Below are 24,576 nucleotides of genomic sequence, written 5' to 3' on the forward strand. Positions count from 1 at the left end.
CCGGGTGTCAACCCGGCTCGGGCGACCCGACAGCGTCCGGGCCCGGCTCGGGCGCCGCGGCGGGTTGCGGGCCCGGCTCCGGCGCCGCACCCGGTTCCGCCTCGCCCGCCGACTCGGGCAGCTGGCCGGCCAGATACTCGGCGAGCCCGCCGATTGTCGGATAGTCGAACACCGCGGTGGCGTTGATCGTGAACGCCCCACCGAACTGGCTGTGCAACCGGTTGCGAAGCTCGACCGCCATCAGCGAATCCGTACCGAGGTCCAGGAACCGGCTGGTCGCGGCCGGCGGTTGCGCGAGCCGCAGGAAGCCCTGCACCTCGCGCTGCAGGAATTCGGTGATGAAACCGGCGCGCCGGGCGGCCGGTATCTCCTGCAGTTGCCGGAGCAGCTCACTGTCACCGGTCGTCTCCCCGACGGCGCTCGGCAGCACGAGGTCCAGGATCGGCGGACGAGAACTGCCCAGCACCTTCGCGGCGCGCTGCCAGTTGGCCTTGATGACGGTCGCCTGCCCCGTCCCGTTGGCGACGACCTCGGCGAGCGCAGCGAGTGCGGCGGAGGGGTCCAGCGGAACCAGGCCCTGCGCGCCGATATTGGCGCGCGCGGCTTCCGACGACGCCATGCCCCCCTGCGCCCAGGGGCCGAAGTTGAGACCGGTCGCCGGCAGGCCCTGCGCCTTCCGCTGCGCGACCAGCCCGTCGAGCCATGCGTTGGCCGTCGAGTAGTTGGCCTGGCCGGGTGAACCCAGCAGGCTGGACACCGAGGAGGACACGATGAAGAAGTCGAGATCGTCGTCCTTCGTGGCGCGGTCCAGGTAGCAGGCGCCGAACGCCTTGGGCGCCAACGTGGTCCGGAAACGCTCCACGCTCTGCTGGGACAGCAGGGCGTCGTCGAGCACGCCCGCCAGATGCGCCACCCCCGCAAGCGGCGGCAGCTCCGCGCGGATTCGCTGTACCAGCTCCGCGACTTGGGATTCGTCGCCGACGTCGGCCGCGAAGGTGTGGATGCGGCACCGGTAGCGCTCGGTGATGTCCTCGATGGCCCGCTGCGCGGCCGCGTCGGGCGCGCGCCGGCTGGTCAAGACGATGTCCCCGGCACCGAATTGGGCCAGGTAGGCCGCCATGTGCAGACCGATCGCCCCGAGTCCACCGGTGACCAGATAGCTCCGGTCGCCCCGCGGCTGGAGCGGGTTGGCCATCTGCAGCACGATCTTGCCGATGTGCCGCGCCTGCTGCATCCGGCGGAACGCCGTCCTGGCCTCCGTCAGCGGGTAGATCTCGGCGGGCAGTGGCGTCCATTCGCCGCGGGCCAGCCCGTCCGACACCTCGGTCAGCAAGCCGCGAATGCGCTCGGGCTCTTCGAAAGTGGTCACGTCGAGCGCGACGATCTCGTAGGCGATGTCGGGACGCGCCGACGCCATCTGCTCGGGACTCCAGATGTCCCGCTTGGCGATCTCGGCGAATCGGCCGTTCTGGGCGGTGGCCCGCACCGTCGCTTCGACAAACCCCTCGTTGGTCAGGCTGTTGAGCACCACGTCCACGCCGGCGCCGTCGGTGTCTGCGAGGATCTGGTCGGCGAAATCCGTACTGCGCGAGTCGTAGACATACCGCACACCCAGCTTGCGCAGTGTCGCGCGTTTGTAGGTGCTCGCGGTGGCGAAGACGATCGCGCCGTGCTGCTGCGCCATCTGGATGGCGGCCAGCCCGACACCGCCGCTGGCGGCGTGGATGAGCACCCGGTCACCGGGCTTGAGCTGCGCCCAGTCGAACGCGAGCCGCGCCGTGAGCGCCGCGGCGGGAATGGTCGCCGCGTCAACCGCACTCACGCGAGCGGGAATCGGCGCCAGCAACTGGGCCGGCACATTGAAGCGACTGGAGAACGCGCCCTGCATGAAGCCATAGACGCGTTGGCCGACCTCGAGTCCGGTTACCCCGCAACCCAACTGGGTGACGACGCCCGCGAAGTCGCCGCCGATCGGGCCCGGGTCGCCGGGGTAGAGGCCCAGCACATTGAGCACATCCCGGAAGTTCAGGCCGGCGGCCTCCACCCGCACCTGCACGTAGCCGTCACCGGGCGGCGGTACTTCGGTCTCGGTCAGCCGCAGGTTGTCGATCGCGCCGCGCTCGGTGGGGGCCAGCGCGTAGTCGGCTGCGCGCGGCACCGTGAGGTGGCCGCTGCGCGACCATTGCAGTAACCGGGGCACCAGTAACTTCCCTTGGCGCAGAGCCAGTTCGGGTTCGTCGACCGGTGCGCCGAGCAGACCCGCCAGCGAGCGCACGGCCTCTTGCGAACCGTCGTGGTCGACCAGCCTGCAGTGCAGGGCCGGCTCCTCGTTGACGATGGTGCGGCCCAGGCCCCAGAGTGCCGCCTGCACCGGGTCGACCGGCTCGCCGGATTCGGTTGCCACGGCCCGCTCGGTGATGATCCACAGGCCACCGGGCAGTTTGACCGGCGCCGAGTCGTCAGCGGCCGTCAGGGTGTGCACGGCGCCGAGCAGCTGGGCGACCTCGGCTTCCAGCCGCGCGACGGAGTCGGCGCTCGACTCCGCCGCGCCCGGTCCGGCGCTGCGCCAGACGATGCCGCAGAACGGCATCCCGCGCTCGCGGGCCTGCGTCAGCAGCTGGCTCACGGGCTCCGGATCCGTCACACGGTCGAAGGGGATGCAGCCCGGCAGTTCGGCCGCCAGTTCGTCGAAACCCGCGACCAGCCAGGTGCCGGCCATGCTTGTCGCAGCACCGCTCGGCGGCGGCGCCTCGTGCCAGCCCAGGGTGTACAGCAGCCGGGTGACATCGCCGCCGAGCCCGCGCAGCAACGCCTCCCGGGGCGCGCGTTTGACCGTGAACTCGCGAATCCCGCCGAGGCGGCGGCCATCGCGGTCGAGGAAATCGAGGTCGAAGACCTGGGTTTCGCTGTCGAGGGCGGCGCCGTGCCACTTGGCGCGGCAGTAGAACCGGCGGGGCATCTTCTCCCGCAGCTCCACCTGCCCGTACCGCAGCGGCAGGAAGAGGTCGCTGACCCCCTGCTCGGCCGCAAGCAGTGCCGGGAACGCCGGGAAGGCGACGCCCGTGCACAGGTCGAGCAGCACCGGATGCATGGGCTCGGTACCGAGATGTTCGGCGAGTTCCTCGCCCACGGTGATGTCACCGATCGCCTCGCCCTCGCCCAGCCACAACGACTTCAGGGAACCGGACCAGTTCGGCCCCCAGGCCAGCTCCATGTCGGCGAACGTCTCGAACAGCTGCTGCGGACGCATGCGCTCCATCCGCTCGATGGCCGCGTCGATGGGTTCCGCGGCGTCGGATGCCGGCTCCTCGTCGACGCCGGCGGCACCGTTGACGACCGTGCCGTCGGCGTTCAGCGACCATTCGGCATCACTGACACCGTAGGGGCGGCTGTGCACCCGGAAGCCCCAGCCCGTCCCGTCCTGCGAGCCGTCCTCGAGCGGATGCAGAGTCAACTGCACCTCGCGAGAAGCCTTCTCGGTCAGAATAATCGGCTCGTAGAAGAAGACGTCCTGCACCCGCGCCGGCGTCCCGGCGGCGGCCAGCGCCATCGCCGCGTAGGTCGCCCCGGGAACGACGACGGTGCCGTAGATGACGTGATCGGAAAGCCAAGGCTGCGACTTGACCGACAGCCGGCTGGTGTAGACGGCGTCGCCGGAGGCGAGATCTTTTGCGCTACCCAGGATTCCGGATACCGCACCGCCGTGTCCCTCGAAGCCGGCGATGCCGGACGCCTTGGGCCAGAAGCGACGGCGCTGGAACGGGTAGGTGGGCAGCTCGAGTCTGCGGCGAGGTTGACGATGCAGCGCGGCGAACTTGGGCCGATGGCCGCTGACGTAGGCCGCGGCCAGCGCTTCGGCGATCTGGCGGCGGTCGCCGACGCCCTTGCGCAGAGAGACGATCGCACGCGGCGCGGCCAAATGTTCGGGCCACACCTGCACCGCGGCCCCGGTCAGCACCGGTTGCGGGCCGATCTCCATCAACACCGAGCAGCCCAGCGCCGCCACCGTGCGCACGCTTTCGGCGAACTGCACCGGCTGCCGGGAGTGCCGCCGCCAATACGGCGCGTCCAGCGGGGTTTCGGGCGTGAGCACGGCGCCGGTGCGGTTGCAGACCAGCGGCAGCGTCGGCACGGCGAACTCCAACCGCGCTGCGTACGACTCGAATTCATCAAGCACCGGCTCCAGCAACTCCGAATGGAAGGCGTGGCTGGTTTCCAGCCAGCTGCACCGGACCCCGTCGTTGCCGCACCGGGTGACGATCCGTTCCAGATCGGCACCCGGGCCCGAGAGCACCGTGTTGGGGCCGTTGTAGGCGGCGACCGACACCATGGGGAACTCGTTGGCGAGCTCTTCGACGAACTTCGGGTGGGCGAACACCGCCGCCATCCGGCCGCCGTCGGGCAGACCGCCGAACAGCCGGCCGCGCTCGGCCATCAGCCGGGCCCCGTCCTCGAGGCTGAAAACCCCCGCCACGCACGCCGCCGCGTACTGGCCGACACTGTGCCCCAGCACCACGTCGGGCTCGACGCCCCACGACTGCCACAGCCGGGCCAGGCCCGTCTCGACGGCGAACAGTGCGGGCTGGGCAAACGACGTGTGCCGCAGCGTTTCTCCGGTGTCGCGGTCGGCGGCGAACAGCACCTCCAGCAACGGGCGCGGCAGGATGCCGTCGACCGCGGCCGCGCAGCGTGTCACCGTGTCCGCGAAAACCGGCTCGGCGGCGAACAACTCGCGCGCCATTCCCGGGTACTGGCTGCCCTGCCCGGTGAACAACCACGCCGTCGTCGGCGGGTCGGTGCACTCGCCGCGTACCACTCCCGATCGCATCCGGTTCTCGGCCAACTCGGCAAGCAGCTCGCGGGCACCCTGCACCGAGTCCACGACCAGCGCCGCCCGGTGCTCGAAGTGCGAACGCCCGGTCCCGGCCGTGAAGCACACGTCGGCGACGTCGACCTTCGGGTGGGCGTTGAGCCAGTCCCCGTATCGCTGCGCGAGCGCCACCAGCGACTGCGGCGACCGCGCGGACAGCGGCAGCACGTCGACCCGCTCCTCGTGAGCGTCACCCTCCGGCGCCGCGTTGACGTCGTGGGAGGCGTCACCCGTCGAGTACTCGTCGTCGGCCGCCGATTGCGGTGGCGCCTCCTCGATCAGCACGTGGGCGTTGGTGCCGGTGAACCCGAAGGAGCTCACACCGGCGCGGCGCAACCGGCCGTTGGCCTGCCATGGAGTCGCCTTGTCCACCACCCGCACCGGCAGCGAGCCCCACGGGATGTGCGGCGACGGTGTCTCGAAGTGCAGGCTCTGCGGCAGCATTTCGTGCTGCAACGACAAGATGACCTTGATCAGGCCGGCGACCCCGGATGCCGCCTCGAGGTGGCCGATGTTGGTTTTGACCGATCCGATCAGCAACGGCCGGTCCGCGTCGCGGGCGCCGCCGTAGGCGGCCCCGGCCGCCTGCACCTCGATCGGGTCGCCCAGTGCGGTGCCGGTCCCGTGCGCCTCGAGGTAGTCGACGTCCCCGCCGGCCAGGCCGGCGCGCGCCAGCGCCATGGCGATAAGCCGTTGCTGCGCACCCCCGTTGGGCACCGTCAGACCGCTGGAAGCGCCGTCCTGGTTGACCGCGCTGCCGGGGATGACCGCGCAGATCCGATCGCCGTCGCGGACCGCGTCGCTCACCCTCTTGAGCACCAGGATCCCGCAGCCCTCGCTGCGCACGTAGCCGTCGGCGGAAGCGTCGAAGGTCTTGCACCGCCCGACGGGGGAAAGCATCCTGGCGCGCGAGGCGGCGATGATGGACACGGGGCTCAGCAAGACGTTCACCCCACCGGCCAGCGCCAGGTCGCAGTCGCCGGAATGCAGTGCCTGGCAGGCCTGATGGACGGCCACCAGCGACGAGCTGCACGCGGTGTCGACGGCCACCGCCGGGCCCTCCAGCCCGAGCGCGAAGGCGACCCGGCCCGCAATCGCGTTGAGCGCGTTGCCGGTGATGAAGTGCGGCTCGAGCTTGTCGACCGACTCGGCGGACAGCAGGTGCGAGTACTCGTTGGCGCCCACCCCCACGAAGACGCCGCTTCGGCTGCCGCGCAACGCCCCCGGGGAGTAGCCCGCACGCTCCAGGGCCTCCCACACCGTTTCCAGCATCACCCGCTGCTGCGGGTCCATCCACACGGCTTCCCGTGGGGAAATGCCGAAGAACTCCGGGTCGAATCCGCCGATCTCGTCCAGGAACCCGCCGAAGCGGCTGTAAATCTTGCCCGGCGCGTCGGGATCCGGGTCGTAGAACTCGTCGATGTCGAAACGGTCGTCCGGGACTTCCCGGATCGCATCGACACCTTCGGACAACATCTCCCAGAAGGCTTCGGGATCGGGTGCGCCGGGAAAACGGCACGCCACCGCGACGATCGCTATCGGCTCGTCGGCGCGTGCCGTCATGACGGGGGCCGCGGGCAGCTTGCCGGCGGCCTGTTCGGCGAGGCCGAGCACGTCGCCGAGCAGGTAGTCCGCCACGTCGGACAGACGTGGGTAGTCCATCGCCAGGGTTGCCGGGATTTCCTTGCCGACGCCTTGCTCGATGCGTTGCCGCAATTCGATGGCCATCAGGGAATCCATGCCGAGGTCGAAGAATCCGGCGTCCTCGCGGATTTCCGCGGCATCGACTCTGGTCACCCCCGCCACCGCCTCGCGCAGGTAATCCACGAGGATCTTCCTGCGCCGCTGTACCGGAGCGTGGGTGAGCTGCTCGACCAACTCGGTCTTTCCGGAGAGAGTTGCGGGCGCCGCGACCCCCGTCGTCCGGCTGGGCACCTCGCGCTCCAGTTCGGCGAGAAACGACCGCCTCCCGGCTTGCTGGTACAGCGGCAGGAAGCGGGCCCAGTCGATCCGGGCCACCACCCCTTGCGCGGCACCCGGCAGCTCCCCCGGCGCGCACGAAGCCGCCATGACGTCGGCCATACCCGCCAGCGCGTCGACGGCGGACAATGTCCGCACCCCGCGCTGCGCCAGTCGCGCACGAGCCTCCTCGTCGGCCATGCCCGCCGACCAGGGGCCGAAATTCACGCTGACGCCCCCCTGCTCGCGCAGCCGCCACGACAGCCCGTCGAGGAAGGCGTTGGCCGCGCCGTACGCGGTCTGGCCGAAGCCGCCCCATACCGAGGCGATCGAGGAGATGCTGAGGAAGAAATCCAGCTGCAGGCCCGCCGTCGCTTCACTCAAATGCCAAGCACCCCATACCTTCCCGGCGAAAACCCGGTCCACTTCGGCATCGTCGAGGGTGCGCAGCGGGGTGGTGCCGATCTCGCCCGCGGCGTGCACGATGCCGGCCAGCGGCGGCAACTCGGCCCGCACCGTGGCCAAGAGGCGCGCGACGTCGTCGACGTTCGCGACGTCGGCCGCGACGGCCATGACTTCGCAGCCGTGCTGTTCGCGTAACGCGTCGATGCGCCGTTGTGCGGCGTCACCGGGTGAGCGCCGGCTGGTCAGCACCAGATGCCGGGCGCCGTGCGCGGCCAGATAGCCGGCGATCTCCAGCCCGAGCGCACCCAGCCCGCCGGTCACCAGATACGTTGCGTCAGCACGCAATGCCGGCGGTGTTGCGCTCGGTTGCCGAAGCCGGCGAACCAGCCGGGGCACATAGACCGCTTGCTCACGCAGCGCAACCTGGTCTTCCCGCGCGGACGGGCCGCGCGGTGCCGCCGCCAGCCGGTCGATCAACCGCGACCATTCGTCGGCGGTCCCTTCGGCCAAGTCCGCCAGTCCACCCCACACCTGCGGATGCTCCAGCGAGGCGGCGCGACCGAACCCCCAGAGGCAACTCTGGTCCGGCGACACGGCGTCGGAGTCGGTGACTCGCTGCGCGTTGCGGGTCACCACCCAGATGGGTCTGCGCAGTTCGGCGGCGACCGCGGCGCGGAAAAGTCGCCGTGTTCCGCCCAGGACCCGGTGCTGCATCCGCGACAGCGACCCCGTCGTCGGTGTTGTGTCGGAGTCAAGGGCCGCGACATGCAGGATGTGCAGCGTCGGCTCGTCCGCCGCGGCGGCGCGTAACGCGGCCTCGAGTTCCTCCTCGTCCGCGTCGGACATCGGCAGCCCGAGCATCCGATGCCGGTGTCCACGCGCGGTCAGCGCGTCGACCAACGGCGCAACCACCTCGGCGTCATCGCCGACAAGAACCCAGTACGGTCCCTCGCCGCCTTCCGTCTCGGAGACGGCGGTGGTGGATTTCTCCCAACGAATCTCATAGCGGTCATCCGCGATCGATCGAGTCGCACGCTGCCGGTTGTGTTGCGCGGCAAGCTTGGTCAGCACATCCACGGTCTGCTGGCTGCCACTCGCACCGTCGAGAAGCGCGGCCAGTTCCTCGATCCGATCGTCTTCGAGAAGCCGGACCGTTTCGCTACGGGCGGCGGAGCGCTGTTGCTGGTGGGGTCGTTCCCAGTTGTCCCGATACCAGTACTCGCGATGCTGGAACGGGTAGGTGGGCAGATCGAGCTTACGCGCCGGTCCGATGAGGGCGCCGAAGTCGGGCAGGTGTCCCAGGACGTACGCCTCGGCGAACGCTTCGGCGATCTGACGGTGGTCGGCGGTGTTTTTACGCAACGACGCGATCGCCCGCGGCGCGGTGGCCGGGTCGGGCCACGCCCGCAGTGCCGCCGCGGTGAGCACCGGCTGCGGTCCGACCTCTACCAACACTTTGCAGCCCAGATCGGCGAGGGTGCGCACGCTCCCGGCGAATTCCACGGGTTGACGCGCGTGACGACGCCAATAGGCGCCGTCGATTTTCACGCTCCTGCCGAGCGCGGCGCCGGTGCGGTTGCACACCAGGATCTGTTCGGGTGCGCTGAACTCGAACCGGTTCGCATACGACTCGAACTCGCCCAGGATCGGGTCCAGCAGCGCCGAGTGGAACGCGTGGCTGGTGTCCAGCCACTCGCACCGGACCCCGTCGGCCACCGGCCCGGCGATCGCCCGGTCCAGATCGGGTGCGGGTCCCGACAGCACCGTGTTGGCGCCGTTGTAGGCCGCCACCGACAGGCTCGGGAACTCATCGGTGAGGCTCTCCACACGCTCGGCGGCGGCGAAGACCGCGACCATCCGGCCGCCGGCGGGCAGGCTGCCGAACAGCCGGCCGCGCTCGGCCATCAGCAGCGCCCCGTCCTCGAGGCCGAACACCCCCGCGACGCAGGCCGCCGAATACTGGCCCACGCTGTGGCCCAGCACCACGTCGGGTTCAAAGCCCCAGGACTGCCAGAGCCGGGCCAGGCCCATCTCCACCGCGAACAACGCGGGCTGGGCATAGGTGGTCAGCCGCAGCGTCTCCTCGTTGTCCGGGCCATCCGCATCGAAAATCACGTCCAACAGCGGCTTTTCGAGCACATCGGCGACCGCCTGCGCGCACCGGGTCATCGTCTCGGCGAACACCGGCTCGGTCTCGAACAACTCCCGGGCCATCCCGGCGTACTGGCTGCCCTGACCGGTGAACAACCACGCCGTCTTCGGTGTCCGGTCGGAAACCCCGCGCACCAGGCCGGGTGCCGGCCGATCGTCCGCAAGCGCACCGAGCAGCTCACCGGCGGATTCCGTCGAATCGACCACCAGCGCGGCCCGGTGCTCGAAGTGTGCTCGCCCCACCCCCGCGGTGAAGCAGAGATCGGCCAGCGTGGCCTCCGGGTGCGCGCCCAACCAGCTGCGGTAGTGGCCGGCCAGCTGCGCCAGCGCGGCCGGCGTGCGCGCCGACAGCGGAAGCACGCTGAACCGTCGATCCCCGGGCCGCTCGACCGGACCCGGTGCCACGGCGAGCTGACCGGCCTGATCGGGCGCCCCCGGAGCTTCTTCGATGACGACGTGCGCGTTGGTCCCGGCGAAGCCGAACGAGCTGACCCCCGCGATGCGGGGCCGGCTGTCACGTTCCCAGGCGGTGGCCTCCCGCACGACCTGCAGCGCCAGCCGGTCCCACGGAATGTGCGGCGACGGATTGCGGAAGTGCAGGTGCGGCGGCAGCACGTCGTGCTCGAGCGACAGGATGACCTTGATGACGCCCGCGATCCCCGCGGCCGCCTCCAGGTGACCGATGTTCGTCTTCACCGACCCGATCAGCAGCGGCCGGTCGGCGTCGCGCCCCTCGCCGAACACCGCGCCCGCGGCCTGGGCCTCGATCGGGTCGCCCAGCGACGTCCCGGTCCCGTGCGCCTCCAGGTACCCCACGTCGCGGGGTGCGATGCCGGCCCGCCGCAGCGCCTGGGCGATAACCCGTTGCTGTGCAATGCCGTTCGGCACCGTCAAACCACCCGATGCGCCGTCCTGGTTGATCGCGCTGCCCCGGATCACGGCCCGGATCCGGTCGCCGTCGCGGATCGCGTCCGCGAGCCGCTTGATGACGATGACACCGCAGCCCTCGCCGCGCACGTACCCGTCCGCGGCCGCGTCGAAGGTCTTGCACCGGCCGTCGGGCGCGAGCATGTGCGCGTGGGAGAAGGTGATCATGGTCGCCGGGGTGAGCAGGACATTCGCGCCGCCGGCCAGCGCGAGGTCGCATTCCCCCAAAAGCAGCGCCTGGCACGCCTGATGGATCGCCACCAACGACGAGCTGCACGCCGTGTCAACGGCCACCGACGGGCCCTGCAGCCCCAGCCGATGGCTGATCCGGCCCGCTGCTGCGGCGTTCGACGTCCCGATTGCCATGTAGGCCTCGATCTCGGGGTACGTCAGCTCGCCGGAGGCCATCCCCAGGTAGTCATGGGTGGCCAAGCCGACGAAGACGCCGGTGTTGGTGCCCGCCAAGGCCGTCGGTGCGGTGCCCGCATGCTCCACCGCGCGCCACGCCGTCTCCAGCAGGAGTCGGTGCTGCGGGTCCAGCAACCTGACCTCGCGCGCCGACATCCCGAAAAACGGAGCGTCGAATCCCGTTACGTCGTCGACAAAACCCGCCCGGCGGGTCACGATCTTGCCGGGCGCATCGGGATCCGGGTCGAAGAACTCGTCGACGTCCCACCGGTCGGAGGGCACCTCGGATACCGCATCCCGGCCTTCGGCCAGCACCTGCCAGAATTCGTCCGCATCCGCGGCGCCCGGAAAGCGGGCCGCATAGCCGACGATCGCAAAGCCCGACGCTCGCTCAATCGGGTCATCTGCGGATGTCATGCGGTTGTCCTAACTGTCGCGATCGGACGCTCTGATGCCCGCGGGCACGTGCGGCGCCGGGGCCGTGGGTCGTCCCAGACGGGTTCCGGGCTGCTCACCGCGCCCACCCTAGACCGAACCCGGCTAGCGCAACTCCCCCGGCAATTTGCCCCCAGACACCATCGTTGGGGAATGTACACATGCCCCGCCGGATCGCGCAGCCGAATCACCCCCGCGGGCACGTATGGCAAGCACGCGTACACGTGCTCGGCGGCGCGGCGCGGCGCGCCAGAATCGTCGGGCACGCCCGACCGCCGGGCCTTGGGCGCCGGGCCGGTGGCGCATCACAACTGCCCGCCGAAAACTGCCCGCCGAACCCGGTCGGCCGTGACGGGAGTGTCCGCCCATGCCGCCGGCGTTGCTCGCCGCAAGGGTTATCTTGGTCTCGTGACCACCGCGGCGTGGCTGCCGCCTTGGAAAACGTTGTAAAACCGGGGAGAAACTCTTGCGAATCGGGCAAATAACGATCGGCTCACTCGACGATTGGACGCCGACCCCAGGCGCGGTCATCTCCTGGCACCCGACCACCGCGGCTGCCGAAAAAGCCCGGCAGGCCCCGGTCAGTTCTGTACCGATCAGCTACATGCAGAGCCAACATCTTCGCAATTATCAGGAACGGACGGTCGCGGGCCTGGGCTTCTCGCGGCAGATCATCGGTACCTGCGACGTTCCCGGCCGGTGCGATGTCGCGGCCATGGACCGCGCCCTCAACACCTATCTGCGTCGACACGACACGTTTCGCAGCTGGTTCGACCACACCGGTGATGGAAAGTTCGTCAGGCGAGCCATCGGCGACCCCGCGGATATCGAGTTCGTGCCGATCGACCACGGCGCAATGACGGTTGACGAAATGCGCGCCCATCTCGTGGCCCTACCGAATCCGCTGGAGTGGGGCTGCTGGACCTTCGGGATCGTGCAGAGCGAAGATCATTTCACTTTTTTTGCCGCCATGGATCACGTCCACGGGGACGCGACCTTGATCGGCACGACGATGCTCGAGGCCAACGGGATGTATACGGCGTTGAGCGGAGGCGGTGCGGCCCTGGCGCTTCCCGATGCCGGCAGCTTCGACGATTTCTGCTCCCGCGAGCGCCAGTACACCTCGACGTTGACCGTGGATTCGCCTCAGGTACGCGCATGGATCGACTTCGCCGAGAACAACAACGGTCGCTTTCCCGAGTTCCCGCTCCCACTGGGTGACCCGCTGCAGCCCGGCGGCAGCGACATGGTCTCCGAACTGCTGATGGACGCGGAACAGACGGAGCGGTTCGAATCGGCCTGCACGGCGGTCGGCGCGCGCTTCGTCGGCGGGTTGTTCGCCTGCATCGCCCTGGTGGAGCACGAGTTCACGGGTGCCCTGACCTATTACGGCCTCACCCCCAGGGATACGCGCAAAACCACGGATAATTTCATGACGCAGGGCTGGTTCACCGGCCTGGTGCCGATCACCGTGCCGATAGCTGCGGCCTCTTTCGGCGATGCCGCCTGGGCGGCGCAGTCGTCTTTCGATTCGGGTCTGCACCTGGCGAAGGTGCCATATTACCGCGTATTGGAACTCGCGCCGTGGTTGAACTGGCCACAGCCGAATTTCCCGGTGTCGAATTTCTTGCACGGCGGCGCCGCTCCGCTCAACGCCGTGCTTGCGGCAGCCGACCTCGGTTATGCGAACAACATCGGAATTTACTCCGACGGCCGGTTTTCCTATCAGCTCACCATTTATATATTCCGCTACGGGGCGGGCACGGCGATGGCGATCATGTATCCCGACAATCCGGTGGCCGAGAAATCAGTTGTCCGCTATCTGGAGGCGATGAAGTCCGTGTGCACGCGGGTCGCCGACCGCGGGCACTGGGGGCGCGTTGCCTAGCGTGTCGCCGGGCGACCCGACTCAGGCGTCGGCGCGGGTCGCCGGCGAGCGCACGCGATCGCGCCGACGGGGGTTGAGGACGATATGCGACGGCTAGCGGATCTTGTGGTGCGGTGGCCCTGGGCGGTGATCGGGCTCTGGATGGCGATCGCGGCCGCCCTACCGCTGACACTCCCGTCCCTGGGCGAGATGGCCCAGAAGCATCCGCTCACCATGCTGCCCGGCGATGCACCGTCGAACGTCACCGCCAAAAAGATGACCGAGGCGTTTCACGAATCGGGCTCCGACGACCTGCTGCTGGTCGTCCTGACCGACGACAAGGGGCTCGGCCCCGCCGACGAAGCCGCCTACCGCAAACTGGTGGACGCGTTGCGCCAGGACACGCGCGACGTCTTGATGCTGCAGGATTTCGTCAGCGCGCCGCCCCTGCGTGCGGTCGTCACCAGCAAGGACCATAAAGCCTGGGTGCTGCCGGTCGGCGTGGCCGGGGAACTGGGCACCCCGCGGTCCTATGCCGCATTCCGGCGGATCGGCGACATCGTCCGACACACCGTCTCCGGCACACCCCTGACGGCAAACCTCACCGGCCCCGCGGCAACCGTCGCCGACCTCACGGTCGCGGGCGATCGGGATCGGCCTCTCATCGAGCTGGCGATCGCCGTTCTGGTGCTCATCGTCCTGCTGATGGTCTACCGCAGCGCGATCACGATGCTGCTGCCATTGGTGACGATCGGGTTGTCGCTGGTGATCGCCCAGGCGTTGGTGGCAGGCTACTCGCAAGTGACCGGCTCGGGCGTGTCGAACCAGTCGATCGTGTTCCTGAGCGCGATCATGGCCGGCGCCGGAACCGACTACGCGGTGTTTCTCATCAGCCGGTATCACGACTACCTGCGTTCGGGCATGGACTTCGATCAGGCGGTCAAAAGGGCGATGATCTCGATCGGGAAGGTGATCACCGCATCCGCCAGCACCGTGGGAATCACCTTTCTCCTCATCAGCTTCGCGCGGATGGGGGTGTTCAAGACGGTCGGGTTCTCGGCGGCGATCGGGATCGGCGTGGCATTCCTGGCCGCGATGACGTTGCTGCCGGCGATCGTGGTGGTCGCGGGTCCACGCGGCTGGGTCAAGCCACGGCGCGAACTGACCGCCCCGTTCTGGCGGCGTTCCGGCATCCGCATCGTGCGCCGGCCGGCGGTGCATCTGGTTGCCAGCCTGCTGGTGCTGGCCATCCTGGCCGGCTGCGCCGCCTTCGTTCGCTATAACTACGACGATCGCAAGGCCCTGCGGTCTTCCGCTCCGAGTTCTCTCGGGTATACCGCGCTGGATCGCCACTTCCCCGTCAACCAGTCCATCCCGGAGTACATCCTCGTCCAATCGCCGCACGACCTTCGCACGCCGCGGGCGCTGGCCGACCTGGAACAGATGGCGCACCGGGTCAGCCAGCTGCCGAATGTCGCCGCGGTCAGCGGCATCACCCGTCCCACCGGAAACGTGCCGGAACAGTTCCGGGCCACCTATCAGGCGGGTGCCATCGGCACCCTGCTGGCCGGCGGGTCCACCCTGATCAGCGACCACACAGGCGACCTCAACCGCCTGGTCGAGGGGGCCGGCACGCTGGCCGACAACCTCAGCCACGTGCGCAGCCAGGTCGACCAGCTCGCCGCCGGCGTGCACGAACTGGAAAATGTCTTTTCCTCGGCGAAGAACCAGTACAGCGGCGACACGCTGGTCAAAGAGGTCGACATCGCGGCCCAACTCGTCGACCATGTCAACTCGCTCAGCAACGCCATGGGCTGGAACTTCTCGGCCGCCAAGAACATGTTCGGCTGGATGAGCCCGGTGCTGGCGGCGCTGCGGGGTAACCCGGTCTGCGATGCCGACCTGTCGTGCAGCGACACCCGCGCGACATTGGAGCAACTGACCGGTGGGCGCGATCAGGCGGACCTCGACGCGATCAACGATCTGTCCCACCAACTGCAGGAGTATCCGGACAAGCGGGCCCTGAAAGCGTCCACCGACCGCCTGCGCCATGCACTGGAGAAGCTCGCCGGCGTGCTGAAGTCCATGGGGCTGGACCAACCCGGCGGCCTGCAGGCGAACGTGAACGGCCTGCAAAGCGGCGCCGACCGATTCGCCGGCGGGAGTCGGCAGGTGGCCGACGCGGTGGCTCAACTCGTCGAACAGGTCAAACGGCTGGGTGCCGGGCTCAGCGAATCGGCGGAGTTTCTGTTGTCGCTCAAACAAGACGCGGCACAACCGGCGATGGCCGGGTTCAACATCCCGTCGCAGCTGCTGCATCTGCAGGAGTTCCAGAACGCCGCCAAGGTGTTCATCTCGCCGGACGGCCACTCGGTGCGGTACTTGGTGCAAACCAAGCTCAACCCGTTCGGCAACGCGGCCATGGACCAGGTCAACGCGATCAGCGCGACGGCTCGGGGAGCCCAGCCGAACACCGCCTTGGCCGACGCCACGGTGTCGATGGCGGGCTTCACCGTCGGCCTGAAGGACACGCGCGACTACTACGAAGATGACATCCGGTTCATCATCGCGGTGACCCTGCTCGTGGTGCTGCTCACCTTGATCGTGCTGCTGCGTGCGATTGTGGCGCCGCTGTATCTGGTTGCTTCCGTGGTCGTTTCGTACTTGTCGGCGGTGGGTGTCGGCGTGCTGGTGTTTCAGTTCCTGCTCGGCCAGCATCTGCATTGGAGCGTGCCGCCGCTGGCGTTCGTGGTGCTGGTCTCGGTGGGGGCCGACTACAACATGCTGCTGGTCTCGCGGATGCGCGACGGATCTACCCACAGCATGCGGTACAGCATCATCCGCACCCTGAGTTCGACGGGCGGTGTGATCACCGCGGCGGGTCTGATCTTCGCCGCCTCGATGGGGGGTCTCCTGTTCTCCAGCATCGGCACCGTGGTCCAGGGCGGCTTCGTGATGGGTGTGGGAATCCTGCTCGATACCTTCCTGGTCCGCACCATCACGGTGCCCGCCATCGCCGCGCTGGTCGGTCAGGCGAACTGGTGGCCGTCACGGGCGGGCAGGCCGAGGCGCAACCGGGTTGGCGCGCGAACTTGATGTTGTGTGAGACTAGAGGATCCGAGGGTCAGGGGTAGGGATGAAGAAGCTGGTCGCGGGAGTCACCGTACTGGTAACAGTCAGCGCCACAACATGTTTCGGTGTCCCCACCGCATCGGCGGACGACACGCCCATCGGCGGGCCGCCGACACCGGGGGCGCCGGGCGACCAGACCGCGTACGCACTCGGGGGCGCCCACGTGCTGGGCATCCCGTACGACGAGTACATCCGCCAGGAGGGCGCCCAATGGTTTCCCGGCCAGCAGCGCAAAATTGTCGGCTACCCGGCGGGACAGGTTCAGGGCCACGTGCTGGAGCGACTGTTCCCGGGCATCGGCAAGCTCGATGAGAACTTCCCGGGCCTGGGTCTGGACGGACCCAGCGTCGGCGAGTCGGTCGACGTGGGCATAGACAACCTCGTCGGGGAGATCAAATCCGGTCGGCCCGGCACCGCGATCGGGTTGTCCGAGGGCGGGTTCGTGGTCGACGGCGCGCAGGCTCGACTGGCCGCTGACCCGGCCGCTCCCCCGCCGGACACCCTGAACTTCGCCACATTCGGCGACCCGATCGGGCGGCACGCCTTCGGTCAGAGCTTCCTGTCCGCCATGTTCCCCGTCGGCAGCGTTGTCCCCGCACTCGACTACACCATGCCACCGCCGTACGAGAGCCAATACGACACCGACAAGTTCGTGGCCGCCTACGACTCCATCGCGGACTTCCCGGACCGGCCGGACAACATGTTCGCTCTCGCCAACACGGTCATGGGACTGGCCACGGGTCACACCGCGGTGGCCTTCACGAACCCGAGCATGGTGCCGCCGCAGAACATCAGGACGACGGTCAACTCCAGGGGCGCGAAAGTCACGACGGTCATGGTCCCGCAAAAGCACCTTCCGCTGGTCACGCCGCTGGCCTACATCGGCATTTCGGAGGACACGCTGAGCAAGCTCGACGCCATCCTGATACCCCGGGTGAACACGGGCTATGCGCGCAACGACGACCCGTCGACCGCACCGGTTCAGGTGGACCCGGTGCACGGCTTCGACCCCGCGGAGGTCACCGCGCCGGCCAACCAGGCCACGTTCGGCGGCGGGGCCGACCCGTTTTCGCAGATTCTCGCCGGTGCCTTGTCCGTGTTGTCCCACGGCGCAGGACAGGCCGACCGCTGACTTCGATGCGACGCTTCGGACACATCGGTACGGACGTGTTGTGACGCCATGACGTCGATGCCCCAGCCATCAATCCTTTCGATGCTGCGCGGACGTGCCAGCCTGCGGCCCGACGACGTCGCGTTCACTTTCACCGATTTCGACGACGACTGGGCGGGCGTTCCCGAGAGTCTCACGTGGTCGCAGTTGTCGCGCCGGACAATGAATTTGGCGCGCGAGCTCAGCCTGCACGGCTCGGCCGGGGACCGGGCGGTGATCCTCGCTCCGCAGTCCCTCGACTACATTGCGGCATTCCTGGGATCCATGCAGGCCGGCCTGATCGCGGTTCCGCTCCCGTTGCCGCACCGCGGCTCGACCCATGAGCGGGTGAGCGCGGTCCTCACCGACACGTCGCCCGCGGTTGTCCTCACCACGTCCGCGGTCGCGGACGACATCACCGAATATGTCGATCGGGCACGCCTGGAGGCCGTGCCGAAGATCGTCGACATCGATGCGCTGAATTTGGATGCCGATGGCGGAACATCGCTTCCGGCAACCGATTTGCCCGGCACCGCGTATCTGCAGTACAGCTCGGGCTCCACCCGGCTGCCGACCGGGGTCATGATCTCGCACCGCAACCTGCAGGTGAACTTCGAGCAGCTGATGCGCAGCTTTTTCGTCGACTCCAACGTGAAAGCCCCGCCGGATCTCACGATCGTCTCGTGGTTGCCCTTCTACCACGACATGGGTCTGGTGCTGGGCGTCTGCGCACCGATCCTGGGCGGCTATCGCGGGGAACTGGCGACCCCGGTTTCGTTCCTGGAGAGGCCGGCCAGGTGGGTGCGGTCCTTGGCCGCCACTCCCCATGCCTTTTCGGCCGCGCCGAACTTCGCGTTCGACCTGGCCGCCCGCAAAACCAGCGACAGCGACCTGGCCGGTCTCGACCTCGGCGGCGTGCTGGGCATCATCAGCGGCGCCGAACGTGTCGAGCCGGCCACCTTGCAGCGCTTCGTCGATCGGTTCGCTCACTTCAACTTCCGGGACCACATGGTGCGCCCGTCGTACGGCTTGGCGGAGGCGACCGTCTTCGTGACGGCCGGCACCTGGAGCGAGTCGTCGGGTGCGGTGCGCTTCGATGCCGATGAGCTCTCCGCCGGGCGCGTTGCGCCGTCTGCGGCCAGGACCGGCGCGGCGCTGGTCAAGTACCGCGTGCCGCGCTCACCCACGCTGCGGATCGTCGACGCCGACACGAACCGGGAGTGCGCGCCCGAGGTGGTCGGCGAGATCTGGCTGCACGGCCCCAACGTCGCCGACGGCTACTGGCGCAAGCCGCCGGAGGAGCAGCGCTGCTTCGGCGCGACGCTCGTGGACCCGTCGCCGGGCACGCCGGAGGGCCCCTGGCTGAGAACCGGCGACCTGGGTTTCCTGTTCTGCGGTGAGCTGTTCATCGTCGGGCGCATCAAGGATCTGCTGATCATCCGCGGGCGGAATCACTACCCCGAGGACATCGAGGCGACGGTCCAGCAGATCACCGGCGGCCGGGTCGCGGCGATCTCGGTGCCGGTGCACAGCACCGAGGAGCTGGTCACCGTCATCGAGCTCAAGGAGCGAGTCGACTCCGGCGAGGAGGCGCTGCGCCGGCTCGCCCGCGTCCGCAGCGACGTCACGTCGGCGATATCCAACGCGCACGGCCTCAACGTCGGCGATCTCGTCCTGGTGTCGCCGGGCTCGATCCCCACCACGACGAGCGGCAAGATCCGGCGCGCCGCCTGTGTCGAGCAGTACCGCGAGGACCGCTTCGCCCGGCTGGACGCCTGAAAACACACCAGCGGGCGCAAGGGACGCCCGCCCCGCGTGCGCACGGACCGGTTGCACATAATGAGTCCCAGCGCACCGGCAAAGGAGCCCCCGATGAGCACGATCGGCACAGACCGTCCCCTCCGCGTCATCCAGTGGACCACCGGCAACATCGGGCGCCGCTCGCTGCACGCCATCATCGGCAGGCCCGACATGGAGCTGGTCGGGGTGTACGCGCACGGGGCGGACAAAGTCGGCGTCGACGCCGCCGAGCTCTGCGGCCGGCCCGAACCGACCGGCGTGCGCGCGACCAACGACATCGACGCGCTGCTCGCCCTGAACGCCGACGCGTGCTGCTACAACCCGTTGTGGCCCAACGTCGACGAGTTGGTGCGGCTGCTGGAAGCGGGTGTCAACGTGTGCACCAGCGCGGCCTGGATCACCGGGGGCAAGCAGACCCCGCAGGACCGCCGGCGCATCCTGGACGCGTGCGAGCGGGGGCAGTCGACGATCTTCGGCAGCGGCGCCCACCCCGGGATGACGAACATGGTCGCGATGGTGCTGTCCGCCTCCTGCGAGCGGGTCGACGAGATCCGGATCACCGAGTCGGTGGACTGCTCGACCTACGAATCGGCGGAGACGCAGACGGCGATGGGCTTCTCCCAGGATCCCGACACCCCGGGCCTGGCGGAGAACGTGCGGGCCGAAAGCGAGGTCTTCGCCGAATCGGCGGCGATGATGGCCGACGCGATCGGGGCGAAGCTGGACAGGATGACCTTCGACGTCACGTTCACCGCGGCCACCGGCGACTCCGATCTGGGCTTCATGAAGATCCCGGCGGGAACGGTCGGCGGCGTCTACGGGTACCACCGGGGCTGGCAGGGCGAACGCAACGTCGTCAGCGTCGGCTTCAACTGGACGATGGGCAACCACGTCGCGCCGCCCAAACCGCTCGAGCACGGCCACGTCATCCAGGTGTTCGGGCTGCCCAACATGCGCACCGTCCTGCACTGCCTGCCGCCGAAGGAGTGGACGGAGCCCGGGTTCATGGGCCTGGGCATGATCTACACCGCGATGCCGGTGACCAACGCGGTCCCGGCGGTGGTGGCGGCGCGGCCCGGCATCGCTACGCTCGCCGACCTGCCGCCGGTCACCGGCCGCGTGGCGCGCTGAACCCATGCCGTGCGCCACACCAAACCGGCCCGGAGGAACGGCTCCGTGCTTTAAGGTTTACGATACTTAGCTGAGCAAATGTTCTGGTGACCTGGCTGGTCGGCGACGGTGTCGAACCTTCCGTTCCGGCAGGACGGTGGGGACCCGCAGCGGTGAGTGGAAGGCGGTGAAATGAGCTCGGTTTCCATTGGCGGCCACCTCAAGCGCGCGTGGATACCCCTGGTGCTGGTGTGTGTCCTGGGCGCCTCGGGCCTGGTCGTGTCGCGACTGCACAGAATCTTCGGTTCGCAGGACCTCAATGCCAACGCCGGCGCCGGGATCGAGATCGTGCAGTTCAATCCCAAGGTCGTCACCTATGAGATCACCGGTCCGCCCGGGTCCACCGCGAACATCAACTACTGGGACGCGGACGCCAACACGCACCAGGTCAACGGCGCGCCGTTGCCGTGGTCGTACACCCTGTCGACGACCCTGCCCGCGGTGAGCGCCAACATCATGGCCCAGACCGACGCCGACCAGATCGGCTGCCGGATCACCGTCGACGGTACGGTCCGCGAGCAGCGAAACGCCGACGGCGTCAACGCGCAGGCCTTCTGCCTGGTGAAGTCCGCATGACCGCCCCGGGCACCCCCGAGCGCGTCCACCGCCCCTTCATCCCGCACTTCATCCGCATCTTCGCGGTGCCGATCATCCTGGGCTGGGTGGCGCTGACGGTCCTCGTCAACGTGGCGATCCCGACGCTGGAGATCGTCGGTGAGGCGCACTCGGCGCCGATGGCCCCCCTGGATGCGCCGTCGATGAAGGCCATGATGCGGCTCGGCCACAACTTCAAGGAGTTCGACTCCAACAGCACGGTGATGGTCGTGCTGGAAGGCCAACAGCCGCTCGACGACGCCGCCCACCGCTACTACGACGAGATCGTCAGCAAGCTGCGGCAGGACCCCGAGCACGTCCAGCACATCCAGGACTTCTGGGGTGACCGGTTCACCGCGGCGGGCGCGCAGAGCGCCGACGCCAAGGCGTCCTACGTCATGATCAACATCGCCGGCAACCAGGGCACCACGGCGGCCAACGACTCCGTCGAGGTCGTGCGCAAGGTCGTCAAGGACACGCCGGCGCCGCCGGGGGTGAAGGCCTACGTCACCGGGCCCGCGGCCCTGTCCGACGACATGCACGTCATCGGCAACGCCAGCCTGGCCAAGATCACCCTGTTCACCCTCGGCGCGATCGCGATCATGCTGCTGCTGGTGTACCGCTCGATCGTCACCACCCTGGTCCAGCTGTTCATGACCGGTATCGCGCTGGCATCGTCGCGCCAGATCGTCGCCGCGCTGGGCTACGTCAACGCGTTCGGGCTGACCACGTTCGCCGCCAACATCCTCACCATGCTGGCGATCGCCGCGGGGACCGACTACGGCATCTTCCTGGTCGGGCGCTACCAGGAGGCGCGGGCGGCCGGCGAGGACCGGGAAACCGCCTACTACACCACGTTTCACGGGGTGGCCCCCGTCGTGCTCGGTTCGGGACTGACCATCGCCGGCGCGACGTACTGCCTGAGCTTCGCCCGGCTGCCCTGGTTCAACACGATGGGCGCGCCCGTGGCGATCGGGATGCTGGTCGTCGTGCTGGCCGGCCTGACGCTGGGCCCGGCGGTGATCTTCGTGGGCAGCAAGTTCGGCCTGTTCGAACCCAAGCAGGCGGCCAAGGGCCGGCTGTGGCGCCGCGTCGGCACGGCGGTGGTGCGCTGGCCGCTACCGATCTTCGCCGTCAGCGGCGCGGTCGTGCTCATCGGCATGCTCGGCCTGCCCGGCTACGTCACCAGCTACAACGACCGCTACTACCTGCCGGAATCGGCCCCGGCCAACCTCGGTTACACGGCGGCGGACCGGCATTTCTCCCAGGCCCGGATGAACCCCGACATGCTGATGGTCGAGGCCGACCACGACATGCGCAACCCGGCCGACATGCTGGTGCTGGACAAGGTCGCCAAGAACCTCATCCGCACCCACGGCATCGCCATGGTCCAGGACATCACCCGGCCCCTCGGGATCCCGATCCAGCACAGCTCGATCCCCTTCCAGAACAGCATCCAGGGCCAGACGACCATGCAGAACATGGACTTCCTCAAGGAACGCATGGCCGACATGCTCAAGATGGCCGACATGATGCAGTTCCAGATCGAGACCATGGAACGCATGTACCAGGTCACCCAGCACCTCTCGCACGCCGCCGACGACAGCGCGCGCACCACGGCCGAAACCTCGGCCATCACCGACCAGGTGCGCGACCACCTGGCCGACTTCGAGGACATGTGGCGGCCGATCCGCAGCTACTTCTACTGGGAGAAGCACTGCTACGACATCCCCATCTGCTTCTCGCTGCGGTCGATCTGGGACACGATCGACGGTTTCGACAAGCTCGCCGAGAAGTTCCACGACCTCTCCGGCGACATCCAGCGCACCGCCGACGCGACGCACGAGATGGAGGCGCTGATCCCGCCGATGATCGCCACGATGAAGACCACCAAAGCCTTGACCCTGACGATGCACAGCACCTTCGAGGCGATGATCAACCAGATGGACGCGATGAACGACACCGCGATCGTCATGGGGCAGAGCTTCGACAAGTCCAAGAACGACGACTTCTTCTACCTGCCGCCCGAGGCGTTCTCCAACCCGGAGTTCATCCGCGGCATCAAGATGTTCTTCTCCCCCGACGGCAAGTCCACGCGATTCTTCATCACCCATCAGGGCGACCCGATGACCCCGGAGGGCATCTCACGGGTCGACTCCGAGCGCCTGGCCGCCCAGGAGGCCCTCAAGCAGTCGTCGCTGTCGGAGGCCAAGGTGTATCTGGGCGGCACGGCGGCGACCTTCAAGGACATGCACGACGGAGCCAAGTACGACCTGATGATCGCGGTGGTGTCGGCGCTGACGCTGATCTTCATGATCATGCTGCTGCTGACCCGCAGCGTCGTGGCCGCCCTGGTCATCGTGAGCACCGCGGCCAGCTCGATCGCCGCCTCCTTCGGGCTGTCCGTGCTCATCTGGCAGGACCTGTTCGGTTTCAAGATCCACTGGATCGTGATGGCGCTGTCGGTCATCATCCTGCTGGCCGTCGGGTCCGACTACAACCTGCTGCTGGTCTCCCGGTTCAAGGAAGAGATCCACGCCGGGCTCAAAACCGGGATCATCCGGTCCATGGCGGGCACCGGCACGGTGGTCACGTCCGCGGGGCTGGTGTTCGCCTTCACCATGGCGGCCATGCTGGGCAGCGACCTGACCGTGCTGGGACAGTTCGGCTCCACGGTCTGCATCGGTCTGCTGCTCGACACCCTGGTCGTGCGCACGCTGCTGATGCCCTCCATCGCCACCATGCTCGGGCGCTGGTTCTGGTGGCCGCAGGTCGTCCATCCCCGGGGCGACTACGGGCGACTACGGCGGCCGGCGGCCAAAGAGGCGGACACCTCCCCGATACCGGTGTCGGCGCTCCGCTGACCCGCGCGGCGCTACCCGGGCAGCTGCACGCACACCGCGACGGCGCCGGCGCCGACGTGCAGCGCCAGCACCGGCCCCAACGGGGTCACCAGCGCGGGTCCGCACGCCGGCAGGCGGCGCGCCAGCGCCGCAACCACCCGCTCTGCGCCGTCGGGGTTGGCGACATGGTGCACCGCCAGCGCCGCGGACTGCTCCCCCACGATCTCGCAGACCCGGTCGATCATCGCCTCGGTCGCATTGTTGACGGTGCGCACCCGTTGGGCCAGAACGAGTTTCCCGTCCTCGATGCGCAGCACCGGCTTGAGCGCCAACGCGGTGCCCAACCACGCCTTGGCCCCGCCGATCCGTCCGCTGCGGCGCAGGTTGTCCAGGCGGTGGACCACGATGAAGGCATGGCTGCGGGACACCGCCGCGCTCGCGGCGTCGGCGACGGCGTCCAGGTCGGCGCCCGCGGCCGCGGCCCGGGCGGCGGCCAGCGCGACGAAGCCGGTGCCCATCGCGGCCGACCTCGAGTCGACGACCCGCACGGCCGGGCCCAGCTGTGCCGCGGTGCGCTGCGCGGCGGCGCAGGTTCCCGACAGCCCCGACGAAATGTGCACCGCCACCACCCCGTCGCCGCCGCTGTCGGCCACCGCCCGCCGGTAGGCGGCCGCGAGTTCGGCCGGGGTGGCCGCCGCGGTGGTGGCGTGACGCTTGTGGACGTCGTCGGGTATTGCGTCGACGCCCTCGCGCAGGTCGACGCCGTCGAGCAGGATGTGCAGCGGGACAACGCGGATCGCCCACCTCTCGCGCAGGTCGGCCGGCAGCCGCGACGACGCGTCGGTCACCACCACGACGGTCATGA

9 protein-coding genes are annotated in these 24,576 nt (G+C 68.7%); 7 read left to right on the plus strand and 2 right to left on the minus strand.

Features of this window, described 5'->3' with window-relative positions; genetic code table 11:
• Nucleotides 1–7 precede the first annotated feature (7 nt).
• Nucleotides 8–11,137: a type I polyketide synthase gene (locus FPZ47_RS04765; protein ID WP_144949152.1), complete on the minus strand. Its 11,130-nt coding sequence runs from the start codon at nt 11,135–11,137 to the stop codon at nt 8–10.
• A 484-nt stretch (nt 11,138–11,621) separates the two neighbouring features.
• Here FPZ47_RS04765 and FPZ47_RS04770 point away from each other — a divergent pair, with 484 nt between their 5' ends.
• The 7 genes from FPZ47_RS04770 to FPZ47_RS04800 all read left to right on the plus strand — a co-directional run bounded on the left by FPZ47_RS04770 (nt 11,622) and on the right by FPZ47_RS04800 (nt 23,732).
• Entirely contained in the window at nt 11,622–13,043 is a 1,422-nt protein-coding gene (locus tag FPZ47_RS04770) for a condensation domain-containing protein (RefSeq protein ID WP_144949154.1), read from the plus strand.
• An 84-nt stretch (nt 13,044–13,127) separates the two neighbouring features.
• Nucleotides 13,128–16,118 (plus strand): MMPL/RND family transporter, encoded by a 2,991-nt coding sequence (locus tag FPZ47_RS04775; RefSeq protein WP_144949157.1) that lies wholly within the window; start codon nt 13,128–13,130, stop codon nt 16,116–16,118.
• A 40-nt stretch (nt 16,119–16,158) separates the two neighbouring features.
• On the plus strand, nt 16,159–17,286 hold the full coding sequence (gene pe / locus FPZ47_RS04780) for an acyltransferase PE (protein WP_144949160.1): 1,128 nt from the start codon (nt 16,159–16,161) through the stop codon (nt 17,284–17,286).
• Between the two features lie 57 nt (nt 17,287–17,343).
• Entirely contained in the window at nt 17,344–19,083 is a 1,740-nt protein-coding gene (locus FPZ47_RS04785; RefSeq protein ID WP_144949163.1) for an AMP-binding protein, read from the plus strand.
• A 93-nt stretch (nt 19,084–19,176) separates the two neighbouring features.
• Nucleotides 19,177–20,235 carry an NAD(P)H-dependent amine dehydrogenase family protein gene (locus FPZ47_RS04790; RefSeq protein WP_144949167.1) on the plus strand — a complete coding sequence of 353 codons (1,059 nt, stop codon included), beginning with the start codon at nt 19,177–19,179 and terminating at the stop codon, nt 20,233–20,235.
• Between the two features lie 171 nt (nt 20,236–20,406).
• On the plus strand, nt 20,407–20,850 hold the full coding sequence (locus FPZ47_RS04795) for an MmpS family transport accessory protein (RefSeq protein ID WP_144949170.1): 444 nt from the start codon (nt 20,407–20,409) through the stop codon (nt 20,848–20,850).
• Nucleotides 20,847–23,732, plus strand: a complete 2,886-nt coding sequence (locus FPZ47_RS04800) for an MMPL/RND family transporter (RefSeq protein WP_144949173.1) — start codon at nt 20,847–20,849, stop codon at nt 23,730–23,732. Before FPZ47_RS04795 ends, FPZ47_RS04800 begins: the two co-directional genes overlap by 4 nt.
• Nucleotides 23,733–23,743: 11 nt before the next feature.
• On the opposite strand, the gene FPZ47_RS04805 is transcribed toward FPZ47_RS04800, so the two are convergent.
• Complete coding sequence (locus tag FPZ47_RS04805) at nt 23,744–24,574, minus strand: DegV family protein (RefSeq protein WP_144949176.1); 831 nt, start codon at nt 24,572–24,574, stop codon at nt 23,744–23,746.
• Nucleotides 24,575–24,576: the final 2 nt, after the last annotated feature.

Source organism: Mycobacterium helveticum, from assembly GCF_007714205.1.
GTDB lineage: Bacteria > Actinomycetota > Actinomycetes > Mycobacteriales > Mycobacteriaceae > Mycobacterium > Mycobacterium helveticum.

Excerpts from the sequence above, each read along its gene's own strand:
- FPZ47_RS04765 (WP_144949152.1), bottom strand. The coding sequence starts at position 11,137 with ATGACATCCGCAGATGACCCGATTGAGCGAGCGTCGGGCTTTGCGATC.
- FPZ47_RS04775 (WP_144949157.1), top strand. The coding sequence starts at position 13,128 with ATGCGACGGCTAGCGGATCTTGTGGTGCGGTGGCCCTGGGCGGTGATC.
- pe (WP_144949160.1), top strand. The coding sequence starts at position 16,159 with ATGAAGAAGCTGGTCGCGGGAGTCACCGTACTGGTAACAGTCAGCGCC.
- FPZ47_RS04785 (WP_144949163.1), top strand. The coding sequence starts at position 17,344 with ATGCCCCAGCCATCAATCCTTTCGATGCTGCGCGGACGTGCCAGCCTG.
- FPZ47_RS04790 (WP_144949167.1), top strand. The coding sequence starts at position 19,177 with ATGAGCACGATCGGCACAGACCGTCCCCTCCGCGTCATCCAGTGGACC.
- FPZ47_RS04795 (WP_144949170.1), top strand. The coding sequence starts at position 20,407 with ATGAGCTCGGTTTCCATTGGCGGCCACCTCAAGCGCGCGTGGATACCC.
- FPZ47_RS04800 (WP_144949173.1), top strand. The coding sequence starts at position 20,847 with ATGACCGCCCCGGGCACCCCCGAGCGCGTCCACCGCCCCTTCATCCCG.
- FPZ47_RS04805 (WP_144949176.1), bottom strand. The coding sequence starts at position 24,574 with ATGACCGTCGTGGTGGTGACCGACGCGTCGTCGCGGCTGCCGGCCGAC.